We start from the raw sequence: 18,649 nt of genomic DNA, 5'->3' as shown, positions 1-18,649 counted from the left end.
CGTACGTCAGTTCCAGGCGTTGTTCTGGTTCTGGGCGTGCGAGCCGTGCTGCCCGGCACCGAACTGGGCGGCGATGCCCTGCCCGATGGCCGCGTTCTGCGGCGGCATGACCTCGCTGGGCTGGACGAGGGCGAAGCCCTGTCCGAGGAAGCTGAGCTCCCAGCCCTCGCCCGTGTCGCCGCGGCGGCGGCGGATGCTGGAGTTCGTCGTCTGCGCCTGCATCTGCACCCGCAGCCCGGTGGACCAGGCGACGATCGCGTCCGCGTCGACGTTGACGTACTTGTCCGGGGTGACGTGCATCATCAGCGGCTGACCGGAGGTCATCAGGGCGACCTTGCCGCGACCGGAGATGTTGAGCTGGTACTTGCCGGAGCCGGAGATGCCGTACTGGCTGTCCACGGCGATGACCTCGGTGTGCAGGGTCGAGTCCAGCGCCAGGACGTAGGCGCTGTCGACGGTCATGCCCTCCTGCTCGACCTCCACGACGTGGATGTACTGGGCGAGGTTGGCGAAGTAGACCGTGCCCTGGCCGGAGCAGCGCATGAGGTCGAGACCCTCACCGGTCCGGGCCTGGGCGCGGCGCTGGCTGGGCGTCTGGTACTCGCCGTCGAAGTCGACGAGGCCCTGGTACGCGACCATGGCGCCCTTGCGGGCGAGGATGTCGTCCGAGCCGTTCAGGGCGACCCGCAGCATCTGCGGGTTCTGGATGACGTACCGTTCCTGGCTCTGCTGCTCGGCGTAGTTGAAAAGCGGGCTCTGCATGGTGTGTTCTCGCTCCCCCTCAGCCCCGGATCCGCAGGCGGTCGGTGCTGTCCTCGCTCGGCTGTACGACGACGATGCCCTGGCCGGAGAAGGCCATCTGGTACGCCTCGCCGCTGCCCCGCCCGATCAGGGAGGAGGCCTTGAAGCTGCGCTTGCCCTTGACCTTGAGCGCCGGCGACCAGGCGACGAGCGCGTCGGGGTCGACGTACGTCTCGTCCTCGCCGCGGCCGCAGTCGACGACGATCGGCGTGCCGCGCGAGGTCAGGGCGACCCAGCCGGTGCCGGCGATCTCGACGTTGAACAGGCCCTGACCGGCGAACTTGGCGAGGCCCTTGACCTTCTCGACGCCCCACTGGAGGTGGGCGTCGAAGGCCAGCAGGTTGGTGCCGTTGACCGACAGCGAGTCGTTGTTGAGGTTGATCACGACGACGTCCGCGCCGTAGTCGGCGAGGTAGAGCAGGCCGTCGCCGGAGCACTTCATGATGGGCGCGCCCTCGCCGGTGACCCACTGCTGGGCGACCTGACGGGCGGCCGGCGGGTTGGGCTCGTAGGTGACGAAGCCCTCGTAGGCGACCATCGAGCCGGTGCGCGCGTAGAGGTCCTGGCCGGAGGCCATGGCGACCTTGAGCATCGTGCGGCCGTGGTTCTCCATCCGGGCCGCCATCGGGGTCGGGGCGAAGCCCGCGAGTTGCTGGTTCATTCTTCGGGCTCCCTCAGACCTCGTACGGCTGGACGACGATGAAGTTGCCGGGGGCGCCCCGGAACTGGAGGTTGACCGTCTCACCGCTGTGTCCGGGGTACGCGTTGCGGCGCAGTCGGACCTGGCTTGAGAGGATCACCTGCGAGGCGGACGACCAGGCGACGACGGCGTTGCAGTCGGCGAAGGTGGTCGGCGTGACGGGCAGGACGACCGGGATGCCGTGCGTCTTGACGACGACCGTGCCGGTGCCCTGGAACTGCATGGTGAACAGGGCGCCGCCGGGGATGCCGTGGCCCTCGATCCTCCGTACTTCGTACTGAAGGGACTCGTCGAAGGCGAGCACGTTCTCGGCGGAGACGCAGATGCCGTCGCCCTGGAGCTCGATCGAGTGGAGGTGGGCGCCTTCCTCGGCGAGGAAGACCTGGCCGCGGCCGGTGCAGCGCATCAGCTGCATCTCCTGGCCGGTGGCGTTGCCGACGATACGGCCGGTGAAGCCGGCGCCCTTGTGGCTGAAGTCGACCTTGCCCTGGTACATGACCATGCTGCCCTGGCGGGCGAGGACGGGCACGCCGCCCATCTGCAGGTCGACCCGCATGAGCTGCTGGTTCTGCGGGGTCCAGCGGGCGCCGGTCGCGGTCTCCTTGTACGGCTGGAGCGCGGCGGCGAGCCCGGCGCCGGTGGCCGGAGCGCCCTGGGGGGCGCCCATCTGGCCCGGGGGCATGCCCGGAGGCATGCCCTGGGGCGCGCCGGGGGGCTGCTGGCCGAACTGGGGCTGCCCGTACGGGGCCGGGGCCGGCTGACCGTACGCGGGCTGGCCGTACGGCGGCTGGGCCTGGCCCGGGACCTGCCCGAACTGCGGCTGCTGCGGGGGCTGCTGCGGCTGGCCGTAGGGCGCCGGGGCCGGAGCGGGAGCCGGAGGCGCCATGGGCGCGGCCATGGTGGGCGCCGCGTGCACCGGCTGGACCGGGGCCTGCGGTGCGGGCGCCGGAGCGGGCGCGGCGGGCGCACCGAACGCGGGCGGTGCCGCGGCCTGCGGGGGCGGGGCGAAGCCTGGCGCTCCCTGCTGTGCCTGCGGGGCCTGGGTCGCGGGCTGTTCCTCGGCGACCTCGCCGCCGAAGTTCTTCAGCAGCGCGTCGAGGCCGCCGTCGAAGCCCTGTCCGATGGCCGCGAACCGCCAGACGTCCTTGAGGTAGAAGTCACCGAGCATCACGGCGCGCTCGGTGGAGAACTCGGCGCCCGTGAACGGGTAGCGGACGACCTCTTCCCCGCCCGCCACGATGCGGATGTAGCCGGGGCCGATCTGCGACATCTGGCCTGCGCCGTCGATGGTCGCGGTGAACGACAGCTTGTGGATGTTCGCCGGGATGCGGTCCAGCGTGACGCGGAAGGACTCGGTGTCGCCCGACTGCGCGCCGAGAAGCTGGATGGACTCCTCCGGCGACTTCGGCTGGTTGAAGAAGATGAAGTACCGGTCGTCCGAGAGCTGCTCGTTGGCGTCGAGGCCGAAGCAGCTGATGTCGAAGGTCAATCCGGGCGCGGCGATCTGCACGCCCACGTACAGATCGGTCCCCGGTGTCAGATCACTGATCTTGGCCTTGTGGCCGCGTTGGAATTCCCTGGCCATGCGTAACGACCGTCCCCCATCCCGAAATGTGAATGCGTCGCGCCAGGCTAACGGCTGCGGGTGACATTGAGCCAAGCTGGTACGCATTCGGTACAGGATTGACGAGTGGGGTGCTACTCGCCGCGTGCGGCGGGGAGATGCGGCAGACGGTCCGCGGCGACCACACCCTCGAGGTACCCGCGGGCCCGTTCGGTGCGCGGGTACGCCTCCAGGAGCCGCCAGAACCTGGGGCCGTGCCCCGGCACCAGGAGATGGGCGAGCTCGTGGACGAGGACGTAGTCGACGACGTACTCGGGCATTCCCTGGAGCCGGTGCGAGAGGCGGATGCTGCCCTCCGACGGAGTGCACGAGCCCCAGCGGGTGTTCTGGTTGGTCACCCAGCGCACGGAAGTCGGCCGCGCCCGGCCGCCGAAGTACTGCTCCGACAACCGCTCGGCGCGCTCGGTGAGTTCGCTGTCGCCGAGGAGCCGCTTGCTCTCCTGGGCGGCCAGTTTGTCCAGCATGACCGTCACCCAGCGCTGCTCCTCCGCCTCGGACATCCGGGCCGGGATGAGCACGATGGTCCGGTCGCCCTCGCGGTAGGCGGAGACGGTTCTGCTCCGCCGGGAGCTTCTGCGGACCTCGACCGCACTCGTCCCCGAACCGCGGGGCGGTTTGCTTGTCACGCTGCGCTGTGGGTCGGCGGGCACGGGCCCGACGTTACCCGCTGTCAGCACGGGAAGTCCCGCCTCCGGGACGGTTCGGCCGTGATCCCGTCACACCGTGCACCATTTGAATGATTAATACCCCACCCCTGTGGACAACTTTCCGCGCCCGCGTCGGCTCCCGGGCAATCTGACAACGGCCGGAGGGGAACGGCCGTGCGCGAAGAAGACGGAAGAAGACGACCGATCAAGATCACGGGGGCGGAAATGCATCCGATGCTGAAACCGGCGCTGCGGCGCGCCTGGCTGAATCTGCAGAGCGTGCAGTTCGGGGCCACTCCTGCGCATGCGGTGGTGGTGGGCCCGGTCGACACGGCCACCGGCAGCCTGCTGGGTCTGCTCGACGGCACCCATGGCCTCGAACGGCTGCGGGGCGAGGCCCGTGCGCTGGGGCTTCCGGACGGTCTGCTCGAGCGACTGCTGGGCCGGCTGGCGGAGGCGGGGCTGATCGCGGACGGCTCGGCCGGACGCCCCGGGAAGGCCGGTGCCGACACGCCCGGGGAGAGCGCGCTCGATCCGCTCCGCGCCGATCTCGCCTCACTCTCCGTGATCCACCGGGAACCTGACGGGGCGTTGCGTCGGCTGGCCGCCCGGCGCGCTCTGCGCGTCCAGGTCCGGGGCGCGGGGCGGGTCGGCTCGGCGGTCGCCGCCCTGCTCTCGGCGTCCGGAGTGGGTCGGGTGGAGGTGCTGGACTCCGGTGCGGTGGAGCCGTGGGAGGTGTCGCCCGGCGGGCTGCCGGCCGAGGCGGTGGGCGAACGGCGAGCCGTGGCGGCACGCGGACTCGTCGGCCGGTCGGCCCCGGGCGGGCGCGCTCCACGGGCGGCACGGCGCGGCCCGGGTGAGAGCGGGCACGAGCCCGGACTCTCACTCGTCGTGGTGACACCGAGGGACGGCCTCGCCGCCTACGTCCCCGATCCGATCCCCGCCGGGAACTGGATCACCACGGGCACTCCCCATCTCTACGCGGGGGTGCTGGAGGCCACCGGGGTCGTCGGACCGCTGGTGCTGCCGGGCGGGACGGCCTGCGCGGGGTGCATACAGGAGACGCGGACGGACCGGGAGCCGATGTGGCCCCGGAAGCTGGCGCAGTGGCGCTCGGGCGCGCCCCCCGCCGTCCCGGCCTGTGATCTTGGTCTCGCGACGGCGGTGGCCGGGTTGGCCGCGGCCCATGCGCTGGCCTTCCTGGACGGCGAGTTGCCCGCCAGTGCGGGGGCCCGCTTCGAGGCCTCGCTGCCGCTGCTGGAGTGGCGGGCGGAGCGGATGAGGCCACACCCGGCGTGTCCGTGCGGCGCGCGACCTCACGCAGAAGGGGAGCATGACTCAGAGGCCCCGACCCCGCACGACACAATGGCGGGGTAACGGCCCTGTGCGGCACGGCAGTCTGGGATTTGGAGGGGCATATGTCTGATCTTCCCCGGAAGGCGGTCACCCGGACCGCCAGGTTGGCCGCGTTGCCCCTGGGCTTCGCCGGACGGGCCACCTGGGGCCTGGGCAAGCGCATCGGCGGCAAGTCCGCCGAGATCGTCGCCCGCGAGCTGCAACAGCGCACGGCCGAGCAGCTGTTCAAGGTGCTCGGGGAACTCAAGGGCGGGGCGATGAAGTTCGGGCAGGCCATGTCCGTCTTCGAGTCGGCGCTGCCCGAGGAGGTGGCAGGCCCCTACCGGGCGGCGCTCACCAAGCTCCAGGAGGCGGCGCCCCCGATGCCGACGCGCACGGTGCACGGGGTGCTTCAGGAGCGGCTCGGCGAGGAGTGGCGCGAGCTGTTCCTGGAGTTCGAGGACAAGCCCGCGGCGGCGGCCTCCATCGGCCAGGTGCACCGGGCGGTGTGGCACGACGGCCGCGAGGTCGCGGTGAAGGTGCAGTACCCGGGGGCGGGCGAGGCGCTCCTGTCGGATCTGACGCAGCTCAGCCGGTTCGCCCGGCTGCTCGGCCCGCTGATTCCCGGCATGGACATCAAGCCGCTGATCACCGAGTTGCGCGACCGCGTCTCGGAGGAGCTGGACTACGGCCTGGAGGCCCAGGCCCAGCGCGAGCACGCCGAGGAGTTCGCGGACGATCCCGATGTGCTGGTGCCGCAGGTCGTGCACCAGTGCGAGCAGGTGCTGGTGACGGAGTGGATCGACGGGATCCCGCTGTCCGAGGTGATCGCGGACGGCACCGAGGAGCAGCGGAACCGGGCGGGCCAGCTCCTTGCGCGCTTCCTCTTCTCCGGCCCGGCGCGCACGGGACTGCTCCACGCCGATCCGCACCCGGGCAACTTCCGGCTGCTGCCGGGCGATGACGACGAGGAGGGTCCGGAGAGCTGGCGGCTCGGAGTCCTGGACTTCGGCACCGTGGACCGGCTGCCGGGCGGGCTGCCGGAGACGATCGGCACCTGTCTGCGGCTGACCCTGGAGGGCGACGCCGAGACGGTCTACGAGCTGCTGCGCGAGGAGGGGTTCGTCAAGGACTCCATCGATCTCGACCCGGACGCGGTGCTCGAGTACCTGCTGCCGATCATCGAGCCCGCCGAGGCCGAGGCCTTCGGCTTCGCCCGGGGGTGGATGCGGACCCAGGCCGCCCGGATCGCCGACCCCCGCTCCCCCGCGCACCAGCTGGGCAAGCAGCTCAATCTGCCGCCCTCGTATCTGCTGATACACCGGGTGACCCTGAGCACGATCGGTGTGCTCTGTCAGCTGAACGCGACCGTCCGGCTCCGGGACGAACTGGAGGAGTGGCTGCCGGGCTTCGTCGCCGCGGACGGCGCGGAGTGAGGGGACGAGGGCGCCGTCACCACCAGGAGGAGTCGAGGCGGCCCTCGATGGACCGGATGTTCTCGCGGGCGCAGGACTCGCAGAGGTAGCGGCGGGCGCCGTTCTCGATCGAGCAGGTCCACGTCACCGGGAGCTCCTCGGCGGTCCTGCCGCAGCGGGCGCAGACGATGGGCTCCTCGGGGGGCCGGGCGTCGTTCACCCCCCTGACGATAGTCCCGCCGCGCCCGGGCCGCGCCGCAACGCACCGCGGGGGCCGGTCCGTTCGGACCGGCCCCCGCGGGGTCGTTCAGGTCAGTGCATGACGGCCATGGCCAGCGCGCGGCGGGCGCGCAGGGACACGCGCTCGGCGCGCCGCTGCATCCGCCGGGCGGCGACCAGGCGCACGGCCTGGCGTTCCGCGTCGGCTTCCCGTCGGCGGTCGTGCATATGAGCACGTGCCAGGGCTTCTGGGATGAGTTGCATCTCACGGGTCCTGTTCTGACGCGAGGCGTTCGCGCCGGTGATGGAAACGTCTGGGGTCGCGGAGCCTGAGGGCTCGCTCGTGGAAGAGGTCATCGGGGCCTGCTTCTGGGGATCGTGCGTGAGGGGTCGGTCGATGGTTCCGGTGACGTTCATGCCGCGACCGGGTTCTTGCGCGGGCGACCACGCGGCCGCTTGCGGGCGACGACCACGCCCTGGACGAACAGCTCGCCGCCCCAGACGCCCCACGGCTCACGCCGCTCCTGTGCACCGGCGAGGCAGGCAGCCATCAGCGGGCAGGTACGGCAGAGGGACTTGGCGTACTCGACATCGGCCGGGGACTCGGCGAAGAAGACCTCCGGGTCGTACGAGCGGCAGGGGACGGGTACGCCGAGGTTCTCGATGGCGTCGTCGAGCGCGGTGAGCGTGGTGAGGGGGGTCAAGGTGGAGTCCTCCGTGAGGCCGGGCGGCGGGATCGTTTCGGAAGGCGGTACGGACGGGGCGTGCGCTTCGAGTTGCACGGTGGTTATTCCTCGTCTGGTCGTTCCGGCTGTTGGCCGGGGTTTCGGCTGGTACCGGGTGTTGCTGGTCCCGAGGCCCCTTCGCTCCGTCATCCCCGTTCGGGGACAAACAGAAGGGCCGCGGATCCCGGGTGGGGTTCCGCGGCCCTGAAGGCGCCGGCCTGATCAGATCAGGCTGGATCACTCCAGGGTTCGAGCCCACGGAAGGCCCACATCGTGTGGTGCTGCGTCGTCTGCTGCTTGGTTTCGGCACCGGTCGCCGCGAAGCCATAGGCCGTGGCCTTGACTGCTGCTACTCCTGCTTCCAGTGCCTTGGTCGGTCGCTCATTGCGCTCCATGACGGGAAGACCCGCCAGGTCGGCAGCCGGCCGCAGGGCGACGCCGGCCATACCGGCGCCGGACAGACCGGTGCCAGGAAGACCGCTGCCAATGAACGCCGAGCCGGAGAGGCCGAGCGAGCAGGCGGAGACGACCGAGCGATCGGTCATTTTGTCGGTGCTGACGAAGCTGACGTTGATGCTGCTGATGTTGCTGATCACTGGAATCGCCTCCTCTCGGCGTCTCGGAGGGCTCGGGGTGAGCCGGACCCTCATGTTCATTTGGACAAGTACAGCACGAAGACAGGGCTTCTTAGAAGCCGCTGTTTCCGTGGTTAAGAACCTATGGGGCTTGACGGGGGGTGCGCAAACTATTTTTTCGACGAGTTTTCGTCAGTCCTCCTCGTCGTCTCCTCCAGGCTCCCCACCCGGCTCTACGCCCGGCTCTTCGCCCGCGCAGATGGCGAGGACGTCGGCGCCGAAGCGGCCGAGCTTACGGGCTCCGACCCCGGAGATGCCGACGAGTTCCCCGTCGCCGGACGGCACGCGCTCGGCGATCGCCATCAGCGTCTTGTCGGTGAACACGCAGTACGCGGGCTGCCCGAGCTGCTTGGCCTGCTCGGAGCGCCACTCGCGCAGCCTCTCGTAGAGCGCCTCGTCCATGTCGGACGGGCAGTCCTCGCAGCGCATCAGCTTCATCTCACCGGCTTCGGTGAGCGTGGCCCCGCAGACCCGGCAGCGCACCGGACCGCGGTGCTTGCGCCGGCCGCCACCGCCGACGCCGCGCTCGACGGAGCCACCGCCGCCCGCCCCGCTCGCGCCGAGGGCGCCGGATCCGGGGCGCAGCCCCTTGAGGAAGCGGGTGGGACGCCGGGAGGCGCGGCCGCCCGGGGAGCGGGAGAGCGCCCAGGAGAGCGAGAGGTGGAGCCGGGCGCGGGTGACCCCGACGTACAGCAGGCGCCGCTCCTCCTCGACCTGCTCGTCGGTCTTGGCGTAGGTGATCGGCATCATGCCCTCGGTGAGGCCGACCAGGAAGACGGCGTCCCACTCCAGGCCCTTGGCCGCGTGCAGGGAGGCGAGGGTGACGCCCTGGACGGTCGGGGCGTGCTGGGCGGCGGCCCGCTCGTCGAGCTCGGCGACCAGGTCGGAGAGGCCGGCACCGGGCTTGGCCCGGGCGAAGTCCTCGGCGAGGCGGACCAGCGCGGCGAGGGACTCCCAGCGGTCGCGGACGGCGCCCGAGCCGGCGGGCGGCTCGGTGGTCCAGCCCTTGGTGGAGAGCACGGCGCGGACCTGGGCGGGCAGGTCGTCGACATCGTCGAGCAGGGAGTCGTTCCCCCCGGCGCGGGCGGCGCCGCGCAGGGCGATGCCGGCCTCCCGTACCTCCTGGCGCTCGAAGAAGCGCTCGGCGCCTCGCAGCTGGTAGGGCACACCGGCATCGGCGAGGGCCTGCTCGTAGACCTCGGACTGGGCGTTGATCCGGTAGAGCACGGCGATCTCGCCGGCCGGGACGCCGGCGGCGATCAGGTCGCGGATGCGGCGGGCGGTGCCCTCGGCCTCGGCGGGCTCGTCGGCGTACTCGCTGTAGGCGGGCTCGGGGCCCGGGTCGCGCTGGGAGATCAGCTCCAGGCGGTGCTCGGCGGCCCGGCCGCGGGCCTGGCTGAGCAGTCCGTTGGCGAGGTGGACGACCTGGGGGGTGGAGCGGTAGTCGCGGACGAGCTTGACCACCGTGGCGTTCGGGTGCCGCGTGCGGAAGTTCAGCAGGTGGTCGGGGGTGGCGCCGGTGAAGGAGTAGATCGTCTGGCTGGCGTCGCCGACGACGCAGAGGCTGTCGCGGTCGCCGAGCCAGAGATCGAGGAGCCGCTGCTGGAGCGGGGAGACGTCCTGGTACTCGTCCACCACGAAGTGCTGGTACTGGCGGCGGATCTGGTCGGCGATGTCGTGCCGGTCCTGGAGGATGCCCACCGTGAGCAGCAGCACGTCCTCGAAGTCGATCACCGAGCGGTCGCGCTTGAGCTGCTCGTACATCGCGTAGATCTGGCCGATCTCGGCCGGATCGCGGGGGGCGTCCCTGACGGACTTGGCGACGACCGCCGGATAGTCGGCGGGGACGGTCTGGGTGACCTTGGCCCACTCGATCTCGCCGGTGACGTCCCGCAGCTCGTTGCGGTCGAGCCGGACGCGGCAGCGCGCGGCGGCCTCGGCGACGAGCTGGATCTTGCGCTCCAGGAGCCGGGGAAGATCGCCACCGACGACTTTCGGCCAGAAGTACTGGAGCTGACGGAGGGCCGCGGAGTGGAAGGTACGGGCCTGGACACCGCCCGCGCCGAGCTCCCGCAGACGGCCGCGCATCTCTCCGGCGGCCCGGTTGGTGAACGTGACGGCGAGGACGCTGCCGGGCTGGAGTATGCCCGCCCGCACTCCGTACGCGATGCGGTGCGTGATGGCCCGCGTCTTGCCCGTGCCGGCTCCCGCCAGCACGCACACCGGCCCGTGCAGGGCGAGGGCGACCTCGCGCTGCTCGGGGTCGAGCCCGTCGAGCACCGCGTCGGCCGACTCGGGGACCTGCGGGAAGAGAGTGGAGTGCGTTGCTGCTGTCACCCCGCCATGCTGCCAGGTTCACGGGGGTCGGTGCGGCGGCTTGTCCACAGGGCGGGGCCCCCGGTCATACGAATACGGGAATGGTGGCGGCGGCGCGTACGTTCTCTCCCTCGGCACCCATCCGCGAACAGAGGAGCGCCAGGTCATGCAGGGCACTGTGACGATGTACAGCACCACGTGGTGCGGCTACTGCCGTCGGCTGAAGAGCCAGATGGACCGCGAGGGCATCGCGTACACGGAGATCAACATCGAGCAGGACCCGGAGTCGGCCGCGTTCGTGGAGAAGGCCAACGGGGGCAACCAGACCGTGCCGACCGTGCTCTTCGCCGACGGCACGACGCTGACGAACCCGTCGCTCGCCCAGGTCAAGCAGAAGGTCGGCGTCTGAGGACGCCTGGCCGAAAACAGCCCCCGTCCGGCGATGCCGGGCGGGGGCTGTTCCGTGCTGCTGCGTGGCTGGTCCGTGTCAGACGACGTCGCCCGGCTTCGGCAGCGGCTTGCCGTACCAGAGCTCGATCAGCCGGGAGGCGATCGAGATGCCGTACGGGGGCAGCACCTCGCCCGACTCGAACGCGGCGGCCAGCTCCTCGCGGGAGAACCAGCGCGCCTCGTGGATCTCCTCACCGTCCACGTTTATCTCCGAGGAGGTGGCGTGCGCGACGAAGCCCAGCATCAGGCTGGAGGGGAAGGGCCAGGGCTGGCTGGCGACGTACTCGACCTCGCCGACCGTGACACCGGCCTCCTCGAAGACCTCGCGGACCACCGCCTGCTCGATCGACTCACCGGGCTCGACGAAGCCGGCCAGGGTCGAGAAGCGGCCCTCGGGCCAGTGGACCTGCCGGCCGAGCAGGATGCGGTCCTCCTCGTCCGTGACGGCCATGATGACCGCCGGGTCGGTCCGCGGGTAGTGCTCGGCGCCACACGCCTGGCAGCGGCGGATGTGGCCGGCCGCCGCGATCACCGTGCGCTCGCCGCAGCGGGAACAGAAGCGGTGCAGCCGCTGCCAGTTCTCCAGGGCGACCGCGTGCACCATGAGGCCCGCGTCCCGGGGCGAGAGCAACAGGCCCGCCTCGCGCAGCCCCGCCGGCCGGGCCGACTGGTCCATGCGGCCGGGCAGCGCATCCTTCTGGAGGGCGAAGTAGGAGACACCGTCGGCGTCCGTGCCCAGGAAGTAGCGGTGGGTCTCGGTGACCGGGGCCTCGAAGGCCGGGGTCATCACGAGTTCGGTCCGGCCGTCAGCGGTGTCGTCGATCAGCACCTGACCTCCGGAGACCACGAACACGCGGGTCGTGGGGTGGCTCCAGGCCGCCGCGAGCCAGGCCTCGTCGAGACGGTGGTGGGCGGCCCGGTCGATACCGCTCGGGGCGGTGAGCGAGATCGGCCGGTCCGCGAACTGGCTGTTCAAGGTGGACACAGGTACTTCCAACTCCCCCGGATCGTTGTGTGGGTTCATCGCGCTGCTGCGTGGAGGGCGGCGGGCAGGTCGCTCCACAGATGGGCGGTGGTCTCGACGCCCTTGAGGAGGAGATCGAGCTCGATCTTCTCGTTGGGGGCGTGCCAGCCGTCGGAAGGCACCGAGATGCCGAGGAACAGCACCGGTGCGCCCAGGACGTCCTGGAGGTCGGCGGCGGGGCCCGAGCCGCCCTCACGGGTGTAGCGGACCGTGGCGCCGTCGAAGGCGCGGCTCATCGCCCCCGCGACCGCCTTGAGGGCCGGGTGGTCGAGCGGGGTGAGGCAGGGCCGGGTCGGGGCGCCGAAGACGATCTCGTACCGGATGCCCGCCGGGACCCTGGCCGCGAGCCAGTCCCGTACAGCGAGTTCGATCTTGCCCGGGTCCTGTCCCGCCACCAGCCGGAAGGAGAGCTTCAGCTGGGCGGAGGCGGGGACGATCGTCTTGCCCCCGGGGCCCTGGTAGCCGCCGCCGATCCCGTTGACCTCGGCGGTCGGGCGGGCCCAGACGCGCTCGAGGGTGGAGAAGCCGGCCTCGCCGAGAGTGCCGTGGGACTTCGCGGTGCTCAGCCAGGCCGCCTCGTCGAAGGGCAGCTCGGCGATGAGGGCGCGCTCGGCGTCGGAGAGCTCGGTGACGCCCTCGTAGAAACCGGGGATGGCGACGTGCTCGTTCTCGTCGTGCAGGGCGGCGACCAGACGACCGGCGACGGTGGCCGGATTGGGCACGGCGCCGCCGAAGGAACCGGAGTGGATGTCCTGGTCGGGGCCGTACAGCTCGATCTCGCAGTCCGCCACGCCGCGCATGCCCGTGCAGACCGTCGGAGTGTGCTCGGACCACATGCCGGTGTCGGAGACGATCACGGCGTCGGCGGCGAGCCGGTCCGCGTGGGCCTCGACGAGGGCCCGGAAGTGCGCGGATCCGGACTCCTCCTCGCCCTCGACGATCAGCTTGAGGTTGACCGCGGGCGCGGAGCGTCCCGTCGCGGCGAGGTGGGCGCGGACACCGAGGGTGTGGAAGAACACCTGGCCCTTGTCGTCGGCGGCACCGCGCGCGTACATCCGGCCGTCGGTGACCTGCGGCTCGAACGGGTCCGTGTGCCAGCCGTCCTCGCGGGCGGCGGGCTGGACGTCGTGGTGGCCGTAGACGAGCACGGTCGGGGCGTCCGGGTCGCCGGACGGCCACTCGGCGAACACCGCGGGCGCGCCGTCCGTCTCCCAGATCTCGACCGTCGTGAACCCCGTGTCGGACAGCTTGTCGGCGAGCCACCGGGCACTGCGCCGTACGTCCTCCGCGTGGGCGGGCTGCGCCGACACGGAGGGGATGCGCAGCCACTGGGCGAGGTCGCCGAGGAAGGCGGCGCGGTGCTGCTCGATGTACGTGCGCACGGCCTGGGTACGTACGGTCTGGACGGCGTTGTCCGGGGTCTCGCTCATGCTCCTGAGCCTATCCGGCGTCCGGAGTGCCTCCGCCCAGCAGGATCCCCTCCAGCTCGGCACGGCCGGGGAGGGCCCGGGGACGTACGACGTCACCCGTGCGGACGTAGACGAAGGCGGCCGCGACCTCGTCGGGGTCGAGGCCGTGCTGCTCGGCCCAGGCGAGGCGGTAGATCGCGAGCTGGAGGGGGTCGGCGGTGCGCAGGTGGCTGGTCTTCCAGTCGACGATCTCGTACGCGCCGGTGTCCGGGTCCCGGTAGACGGCGTCGATCCTGCCGCGGACGACCCGCCCCGCGAGCGAGAGGTGGACGGGGACCTCGACCCGGTACGGGGTGCGGTGGGCGTACGGGGTGAGGGCGAAGGCGTCCTTGAGCGCGTCGAGGTCACGCTCGTCGACGATCTCCGGTTCGCCGACGAAGTCCTCGCCACCGGGGAGCTCGTCGGGTCCGAGCATGGGGAGCGGCAGCTCCTCGAACCGTGACTCCACCCACGCGTGGAACCGGGTGCCGCGCCGGGCGGCGGGCTGCGGGGGGCGGGGCATGGGACGGGCCAGGTCCTTGGCGAAGCCGTCGGGGTCGGCGGCGAGGCGGAGGACCTGGGAGGCGGAGAGGTAGGCGGGCAGGAGGACGTCGCGGGTGGTGGCGCGGGCGCGACGGAGTTCGGTGGTGAGGGTGGTGAGGTCGCGGTCCCAGGAGGCGAGGGTTTTTTGATCTTCCAAGGTGAGCACCCGCTCGGGGGCCCGGGGGGCGGGGATCTCGTCAGCCAGGGGCTCGTCGTCCCAGAAGGGGTCCTCTTCCCACGGAGGTTCCTCGTCGGGCCAGAGGTCCTCGGGGTCCTGGGGTGCGATCCCTTGCGCGGGCAGCGCGTCCGTGGCGTTGTGCCCACCCTCCCCCAGACTTCGTCCGGGGGGACCCCCATCGCCCTGCGGGACGATTGCCCACAACTGGGACCGGACTTGCTCCGCCGCCTTCCTGCGGCGCTGAAGGGACGTCTCGTCCAGGGGGAGCGGCCAGGCTCGGTCCTGGGTGGGGTCCTGGAGGGACGGGTTCTCCGCGTCCTTCTCCGGTTCGTCGGCCCATGCCTCGATCTCGCCGTAGCCCGTCGCGCAGTGGTCGTACAGCGCGTGGAGGAACGCCGAGGGGCCGCGGGGCTTCTTCTGGGCCGGGCCCCACCAGTGGGCGGAGCCCAGGAGGAGGGAGCGGGGGCGGGTGAAGGTCACGTAGCCGAGGCGGAGCTCCTCCGTGTGCTGGTGGTCGCGCATCGCCTCCTTGAAGTTCTTCAAGGACGCGGCGTCCCAGGTGTCGATCCCCGGCAGCGTCGCCGCGTCGCCGCGCAGCGCGTGCGGCAGTACCTGGGGCTGGGAGGTCCACGACTCGCGGGACCTGGTGCTCGGGAACTGCGCGGCGACGAGCCCGGGCACCGCCACGACGTCCCACTCAAGGCCCTTGGACTTGTGGGCGGTCAGGACCTTGACCGTGTTCTCGCCGCCCGGGAGCGCGTTGTCGAGGCCCTTCTCGTACTGAGCGGCCGTGCGCAGGAAGCCGAGGAAGGCCAGCAGGGTCGCCTCGCCGTCCAGGGAGGCGAAGCCGGCCGCGATGTCGAGGAAGTTCGACAGCGTCTCGCGGCGCCGGGCGGCGAGCGCGTGCGGGGAGGCGGAGAGTTCGACCTCGAGGCCGGTCGTGGAGAGGACGCGGTGCAGGACGTCCATCAGCGGGTCGGCGAGCGAGGAGCGCAGGCTGCGCAGCTCGGCGGCGAGCCGGGCGAAGCGGACCCGGGCCTCGGCGGAGAACGGCAGGCCGTCGTCCTCGCCGCCGGAGTCGAGGAACGTGTCGAGCGCGTCGGCCAGCGAGATGACCTCGGCCGGGTCGACGCCCTCGACCGCCGCCGCGAGCCGCTGGTCGGCGTCGGCGTCGCCGCCCCGCTCCCGGTGGACGAGCAGCCGGGCGCGGCGGCCCAGGAGGGCCAGGTCGCGTGGGCCGATGCGCCAGCGGGGTCCGGTCAGGAGGCGGACCAGAGCGGCGTTGGCGCCCGGGTCCTGGAGGACCTCGCAGACCGCGACCAGGTCGGCGATCTCGGGCAGGTGCAGGAGCCCCGAGAGGCCGACGACCTCGACGGGCACGTCACGGGCGACAAGGGCGGCCTGGATGGCGGGGAAGTCGGTCGCCGTCCGGCACAGGACCGCGATCTCGCCGGGCTCCTTGCCCGTGCGGACCAGGTGGGCGAGGGAGTCGGCGAGCCAGTCGATCTCCTCGGCGTGGGTGGGGAGGAGCGCGATCCGCACCGAGCCGTCCCGCTCCGCGCCCGGCGCCGGGCGCAGCGCCTCCACGCCCGCGTGCATGGCCCGCAGGGGCGTGGCGAGCCCGTTGGCCAGGTCGAGGAGGCGGCCGCCGCTGCGGCGGTTCTCGGAGAGCGCGTAACGGGTGGCGGGGCTGCCGTCCTCGTACGGGAAGTGGGTGGGGAAGTCGTCCAGGTTGGCGACGGACGCGCCGCGCCAGCCGTAGATCGCCTGGCAGGGGTCGCCGACCGCGGTGACGGCGTGTCCCGTACCCCCGCCGAACAGGCCGGAGAGGAGCAGGCGCTGGGCGACGGAGGTGTCCTGGTACTCGTCGAGCAGGACCACCCGGAACTCGTCGCGGAGGATGGCGCCGACCTCCGCGCGCGTGGTGGCGAGTTCGGCGGAGAGGGCGATCTGGTCGCCGAAGTCGAGCAGATCGCGGGAGCGCTTGGCCGCGCGGTAGCGGACGACGAGGTCGAGCAGTTCGCGGCGGGCCGCGGCCGTCTCGGGGACCTTGCGCAGATCGGCGTTGGAGAGCTTGGCGCGGGAGAGCGTGTCGAGGAGGTCGGAGTCGTACGCCTTCAGGTCCTCGGGCCGTACGAGATGTTCGGCGAGCTCCGCGTCGAGCGCGAGGAGGTCGCTGACCAGGGTCGGGAACGACTTGGTCAGGGCGGGGTACGGTCCGGGCGCCTCCCGCAGGACGCGTGCGGCGAGCTGGTAGCGGGTGGCGTCGGCGAGGAGGCGGGAGGTGGGCTCCAGGCCGATGCGCAGACCGTGGTCGGTCAGCAGCTGTCCGGCGAAGGCGTGGTACGTCGAGATGCGGGGCTCGCCCGGAGGGTTGTCCGGGTCGATGACGTCGGGGTCGGTGACCCCGGCGCGGACGAGGGCGGTGCGGACGCGTTCGGCGAGCTCGCCGGCGGCCTTGTTGGTGAAGGTGAGACCGAGGACCTGTTCGGGCGCGACCTGGCCCGTGCCGACCAGCCAGACCACCCGGGCGGCCATCACCGTCGTCTTGCCGGAACCGGCTCCGGCCACGATGACCTGCGGGGCGGGCGGCGCGATGATGCAGGCCGTCTGCTCCGGGGTGAACGGGATGCCGAGGAGCTCCTTGAGCTGCTCGGGGTCGGTGATGCGTGCGGTCACCCGAAAGAGGCTAACCGCGCCCACTGACAGAGCCGACCACGCCGACCACAGGGGCCGTGGCCCTCAGGCCGGGGTGCCCGGGTCCAGTTTCGTGAGGTCCACCGTCTCGTCCGCGGGCGGTACGACGACCTTGACCGGCTTGTCGTAGTCGGAGAAGACGATCGTCCCGGGCTCGTCGCCGCCCGTCTTGACCATCTTGAGGATGTACGGCTTGCCCTCCCGGGAGACCGACACCGTGGTCGTCTCGCCGCCGGGCTTCTTCTTCACCAGGGTGGCGACGGGCGTTCCCTCGACCTCGGCGTCCGGTCCCCTGGTCAGGCCCTTGCGTTCGTCCTCGTCCTCGTCCAGGTCGGCGAGGAGTTCCTTCAGGTTGCAGACCCCGCTCAGGTCGCTGCTGCCCGCCTGACCGGGCGTGATCTTCAACCAGCGGCCCTTGATGAGCTCGATGGTGGCGTCGATCTGGGGCTCCGGCACCCCCTGGGAGGTCATGGAGACCCGCCAGAAACGCTCGTCGCCCTTCATGTACGTGATCTCGTCGATCCGTCGCAGCTCCGCCGTGCCGCCGCGGATGGTCATCCGCCCGGTGCACTCGCCCTTGTCGTTGACGGCGAAGTCGATGCCCAGCGGCTGTCCGTCCGACGTGACCCGGCCGGTCATCCGGAGGGATGTCGCGGACTGGGTGGCGGTGACGGCGCGGTCGCCGATCTGGTCGGCGGTCAGGTCCTCGAAGGGGTCGGGCGAGGGGCTGGGGGCGGCGGCCTGTACGTACGCCGGTGGAGGAGGGGCCTGGGACCAGGCCGCCGGAGCGGACCCGACGATCGCGGCCGTGCAGATCGCTGTCGCCGTGGCCGTCGCGGTGGCCGTCGCGGTGCGGAGCATTCGTCGCTGGGACGCCATGCGAGCCTCCTCGCGGATTCCCCTGTCCACCAGCGTCTCCCCTGGGACGTGCGCCCGCTACTTCGCTGCGGCGGGCGCACGCCGGAGGCGGTGTCGTCAGCCGCCGAGCTTCGCCAGGTCCATCACCTGGTCGGCCGGGGGCGTGGTGGCCGTGACCGGCTTGTTGTAGTCGGAGTAGACGGTGGTGCCCGGCTCGTCGCCGCCCGCCTCGACCGTCTTGAGGATGTAGGGCTCGCCCTCCTTCGCGACGTACATGGTGAGGGTCTCGCCGGTGGTCCTCTTCTTGGTGAGGGTGACGGCGGGCTTGCCGTCGACGTCGGCGTCGGCGCCCTTGGTCATGCCCTTCCGGTCCGCGCGGTCCTTGTCCATGTCCTTCATGAGGGCGCTGAGGTCGCACAGCTCGGCCAGTTCGCCCGCGTTCCCGCCGGACATCTTCACCCAGCGACCCTTGAGCATCTCCGCCATGGCGTTCCCCTCCTCGGCGGGGGAGCCCTCCTCCTTGGCGGTGGCCTTCCAGAACTTCTCGTCGCCCTTCATGTACATGACCTTCTCGGCCTGAAGGAGGTCCGCGGTGGCACCGTCGACACCGATCTTGCCGATGCAAGCGCCCTTGCTGTCCAGAGCGAGGTCGATCGTCATCTTCTGGCCGTCGGCCTCGACGTCGCCGACGATGCGCAGCGACGTCGCACCCTTCGTGGCCTGCACGGCCCGGTCGGCGATCGCGTCGGCGTCGAGGCCCTTGAAGGGGTCGACCGGGGCCTGCGTGGTGGTGGCGGAGGCCGCGGGCTTCTTCTTGTCGCCCTTGGCCTTGGTGTCGTCGCCCTTGGAACAGCCCGTCACACCGACGACGGTGGCCGCGCAGACCATCGCCGCGACCCAGATCTTCCGGTTGGCCGCCATGTTTTCGCACTCCTCAGAATTGGCTCTGTTTACCCCCGGGACTGTCCGACTCCTGTGCGGTCCCTATGGATGCACGGCCCAAACGTGACCTCGGTCACGGCACACGACGACAC

17 protein-coding genes are annotated in these 18,649 nt (G+C 71.5%); 3 read left to right on the top strand and 14 right to left on the bottom strand.

What is annotated here, in order from left to right:
• Positions 1 to 6 precede the first annotated feature (6 nt).
• The 4 genes from ACFV9D_RS02135 to ACFV9D_RS02120 all read right to left on the bottom strand — a co-directional run bounded on the left by ACFV9D_RS02135 (position 7) and on the right by ACFV9D_RS02120 (position 3,775).
• Positions 7 to 762, bottom strand: a complete 756-nt coding sequence (locus tag ACFV9D_RS02135; protein WP_385139522.1) for an AIM24 family protein — start codon at positions 760 to 762, stop codon at positions 7 to 9.
• A gap of 19 nt (positions 763 to 781) precedes the next feature.
• On the bottom strand, positions 782 to 1,462 hold the full coding sequence (locus ACFV9D_RS02130; RefSeq protein ID WP_329116257.1) for an AIM24 family protein: 681 nt from the start codon (positions 1,460 to 1,462) through the stop codon (positions 782 to 784).
• 13 nt (positions 1,463 to 1,475) lie between these two features.
• Entirely contained in the window at positions 1,476 to 3,086 is a 1,611-nt protein-coding gene (locus tag ACFV9D_RS02125) for a TerD family protein (RefSeq protein ID WP_385139519.1), read from the bottom strand.
• Positions 3,087 to 3,199: 113 nt separating this feature from the next.
• A complete protein-coding gene (locus ACFV9D_RS02120) occupies positions 3,200 to 3,775 on the bottom strand; it encodes a M48 family metallopeptidase (protein WP_385139516.1) in 576 nt (191 codons plus the stop codon).
• 222 nt (positions 3,776 to 3,997) lie between these two features.
• On the opposite strand from ACFV9D_RS02120, the gene ACFV9D_RS02115 reads away from it, so the two are divergent.
• Positions 3,998 to 5,149, top strand: coding sequence for a ThiF family adenylyltransferase (locus ACFV9D_RS02115; protein ID WP_385139513.1), 1,152 nt, complete (start codon positions 3,998 to 4,000; stop codon positions 5,147 to 5,149).
• Positions 5,150 to 5,190: 41 nt separating this feature from the next.
• Complete coding sequence (locus ACFV9D_RS02110; RefSeq protein WP_385139511.1) at positions 5,191 to 6,543, top strand: ABC1 kinase family protein; 1,353 nt, start codon at positions 5,191 to 5,193, stop codon at positions 6,541 to 6,543.
• A gap of 16 nt (positions 6,544 to 6,559) precedes the next feature.
• Here ACFV9D_RS02110 and ACFV9D_RS02105 read toward each other — a convergent pair whose 3' ends face one another.
• The 5 genes from ACFV9D_RS02105 to ACFV9D_RS02085 all read right to left on the bottom strand — a co-directional run bounded on the left by ACFV9D_RS02105 (position 6,560) and on the right by ACFV9D_RS02085 (position 10,438).
• Positions 6,560 to 6,742, bottom strand: a complete 183-nt coding sequence (locus tag ACFV9D_RS02105; RefSeq protein WP_385139509.1) for a hypothetical protein — start codon at positions 6,740 to 6,742, stop codon at positions 6,560 to 6,562.
• Between the two features lie 92 nt (positions 6,743 to 6,834).
• On the bottom strand, positions 6,835 to 7,158 hold the full coding sequence (locus ACFV9D_RS02100; RefSeq protein ID WP_385139507.1) for a hypothetical protein: 324 nt from the start codon (positions 7,156 to 7,158) through the stop codon (positions 6,835 to 6,837).
• Positions 7,155 to 7,523, bottom strand: a complete 369-nt coding sequence (locus ACFV9D_RS02095) for a WhiB family transcriptional regulator (RefSeq protein ID WP_147981118.1) — start codon at positions 7,521 to 7,523, stop codon at positions 7,155 to 7,157. The genes ACFV9D_RS02100 and ACFV9D_RS02095 overlap by 4 nt, the downstream gene beginning before the upstream one ends.
• 170 nt (positions 7,524 to 7,693) lie before the next feature.
• A complete protein-coding gene (locus ACFV9D_RS02090) occupies positions 7,694 to 8,050 on the bottom strand; it encodes a hypothetical protein (protein ID WP_385140423.1) in 357 nt (118 codons plus the stop codon).
• A gap of 183 nt (positions 8,051 to 8,233) precedes the next feature.
• Entirely contained in the window at positions 8,234 to 10,438 is a 2,205-nt protein-coding gene (locus ACFV9D_RS02085) for an ATP-dependent DNA helicase UvrD2 (protein ID WP_385139503.1), read from the bottom strand.
• 145 nt (positions 10,439 to 10,583) lie between these two features.
• On the opposite strand from ACFV9D_RS02085, the gene ACFV9D_RS02080 reads away from it, so the two are divergent.
• Positions 10,584 to 10,826: a mycoredoxin gene (locus ACFV9D_RS02080; RefSeq protein ID WP_355108293.1), complete on the top strand. Its 243-nt coding sequence runs from the start codon at positions 10,584 to 10,586 to the stop codon at positions 10,824 to 10,826.
• A 78-nt stretch (positions 10,827 to 10,904) separates the two neighbouring features.
• Here the strand turns inward: ACFV9D_RS02080 and nudC are convergent, their stop codons facing one another.
• The 5 genes from nudC to ACFV9D_RS02055 all read right to left on the bottom strand — a co-directional run bounded on the left by nudC (position 10,905) and on the right by ACFV9D_RS02055 (position 18,536).
• A complete protein-coding gene (gene nudC / locus ACFV9D_RS02075) occupies positions 10,905 to 11,891 on the bottom strand; it encodes an NAD(+) diphosphatase (RefSeq protein ID WP_385139498.1) in 987 nt (328 codons plus the stop codon).
• Positions 11,888 to 13,321 carry a dipeptidase gene (locus tag ACFV9D_RS02070; RefSeq protein ID WP_385139495.1) on the bottom strand — a complete coding sequence of 478 codons (1,434 nt, stop codon included), beginning with the start codon at positions 13,319 to 13,321 and terminating at the stop codon, positions 11,888 to 11,890. Before ACFV9D_RS02070 ends, nudC begins: the two co-directional genes overlap by 4 nt.
• A gap of 10 nt (positions 13,322 to 13,331) precedes the next feature.
• Complete coding sequence (locus tag ACFV9D_RS02065; protein ID WP_385139492.1) at positions 13,332 to 16,739, bottom strand: UvrD-helicase domain-containing protein; 3,408 nt, start codon at positions 16,737 to 16,739, stop codon at positions 13,332 to 13,334.
• Between the two features lie 63 nt (positions 16,740 to 16,802).
• Positions 16,803 to 17,636, bottom strand: a complete 834-nt coding sequence (locus tag ACFV9D_RS02060; protein ID WP_385139490.1) for a hypothetical protein — start codon at positions 17,634 to 17,636, stop codon at positions 16,803 to 16,805.
• Between the two features lie 96 nt (positions 17,637 to 17,732).
• Positions 17,733 to 18,536: a hypothetical protein gene (locus ACFV9D_RS02055; protein ID WP_385139487.1), complete on the bottom strand. Its 804-nt coding sequence runs from the start codon at positions 18,534 to 18,536 to the stop codon at positions 17,733 to 17,735.
• Between the last annotated feature and the right edge of the window lie 113 nt (positions 18,537 to 18,649).

This window comes from Streptomyces sp. NPDC059875, from assembly GCF_042731085.1.
In the GTDB taxonomy this organism is placed as follows: domain Bacteria; phylum Actinomycetota; class Actinomycetes; order Streptomycetales; family Streptomycetaceae; genus Streptomyces.
The sequence above is the reverse complement of the archived record's forward strand: the minus strand, read 5'-3'. Positions and strand labels throughout refer to the sequence as shown.

Coding starts and splice junctions, on each gene's coding strand:
- ACFV9D_RS02135 (WP_385139522.1), bottom strand. CDS start 762: ATGCAGAGCCCGCTTTTCAACTACGCCGAGCAGCAGAGCCAGGAACGG.
- ACFV9D_RS02130 (WP_329116257.1), bottom strand. CDS start 1,462: ATGAACCAGCAACTCGCGGGCTTCGCCCCGACCCCGATGGCGGCCCGG.
- ACFV9D_RS02125 (WP_385139519.1), bottom strand. CDS start 3,086: ATGGCCAGGGAATTCCAACGCGGCCACAAGGCCAAGATCAGTGATCTG.
- ACFV9D_RS02115 (WP_385139513.1), top strand. CDS start 3,998: ATGCATCCGATGCTGAAACCGGCGCTGCGGCGCGCCTGGCTGAATCTG.
- ACFV9D_RS02110 (WP_385139511.1), top strand. CDS start 5,191: ATGTCTGATCTTCCCCGGAAGGCGGTCACCCGGACCGCCAGGTTGGCC.
- ACFV9D_RS02100 (WP_385139507.1), bottom strand. CDS start 7,158: ATGAACGTCACCGGAACCATCGACCGACCCCTCACGCACGATCCCCAG.
- ACFV9D_RS02080 (WP_355108293.1), top strand. CDS start 10,584: ATGCAGGGCACTGTGACGATGTACAGCACCACGTGGTGCGGCTACTGC.
- nudC (WP_385139498.1), bottom strand. CDS start 11,891: ATGAACCCACACAACGATCCGGGGGAGTTGGAAGTACCTGTGTCCACC.
- ACFV9D_RS02070 (WP_385139495.1), bottom strand. CDS start 13,321: ATGAGCGAGACCCCGGACAACGCCGTCCAGACCGTACGTACCCAGGCC.
- ACFV9D_RS02060 (WP_385139490.1), bottom strand. CDS start 17,636: ATGGCGTCCCAGCGACGAATGCTCCGCACCGCGACGGCCACCGCGACG.
- ACFV9D_RS02055 (WP_385139487.1), bottom strand. CDS start 18,536: ATGGCGGCCAACCGGAAGATCTGGGTCGCGGCGATGGTCTGCGCGGCC.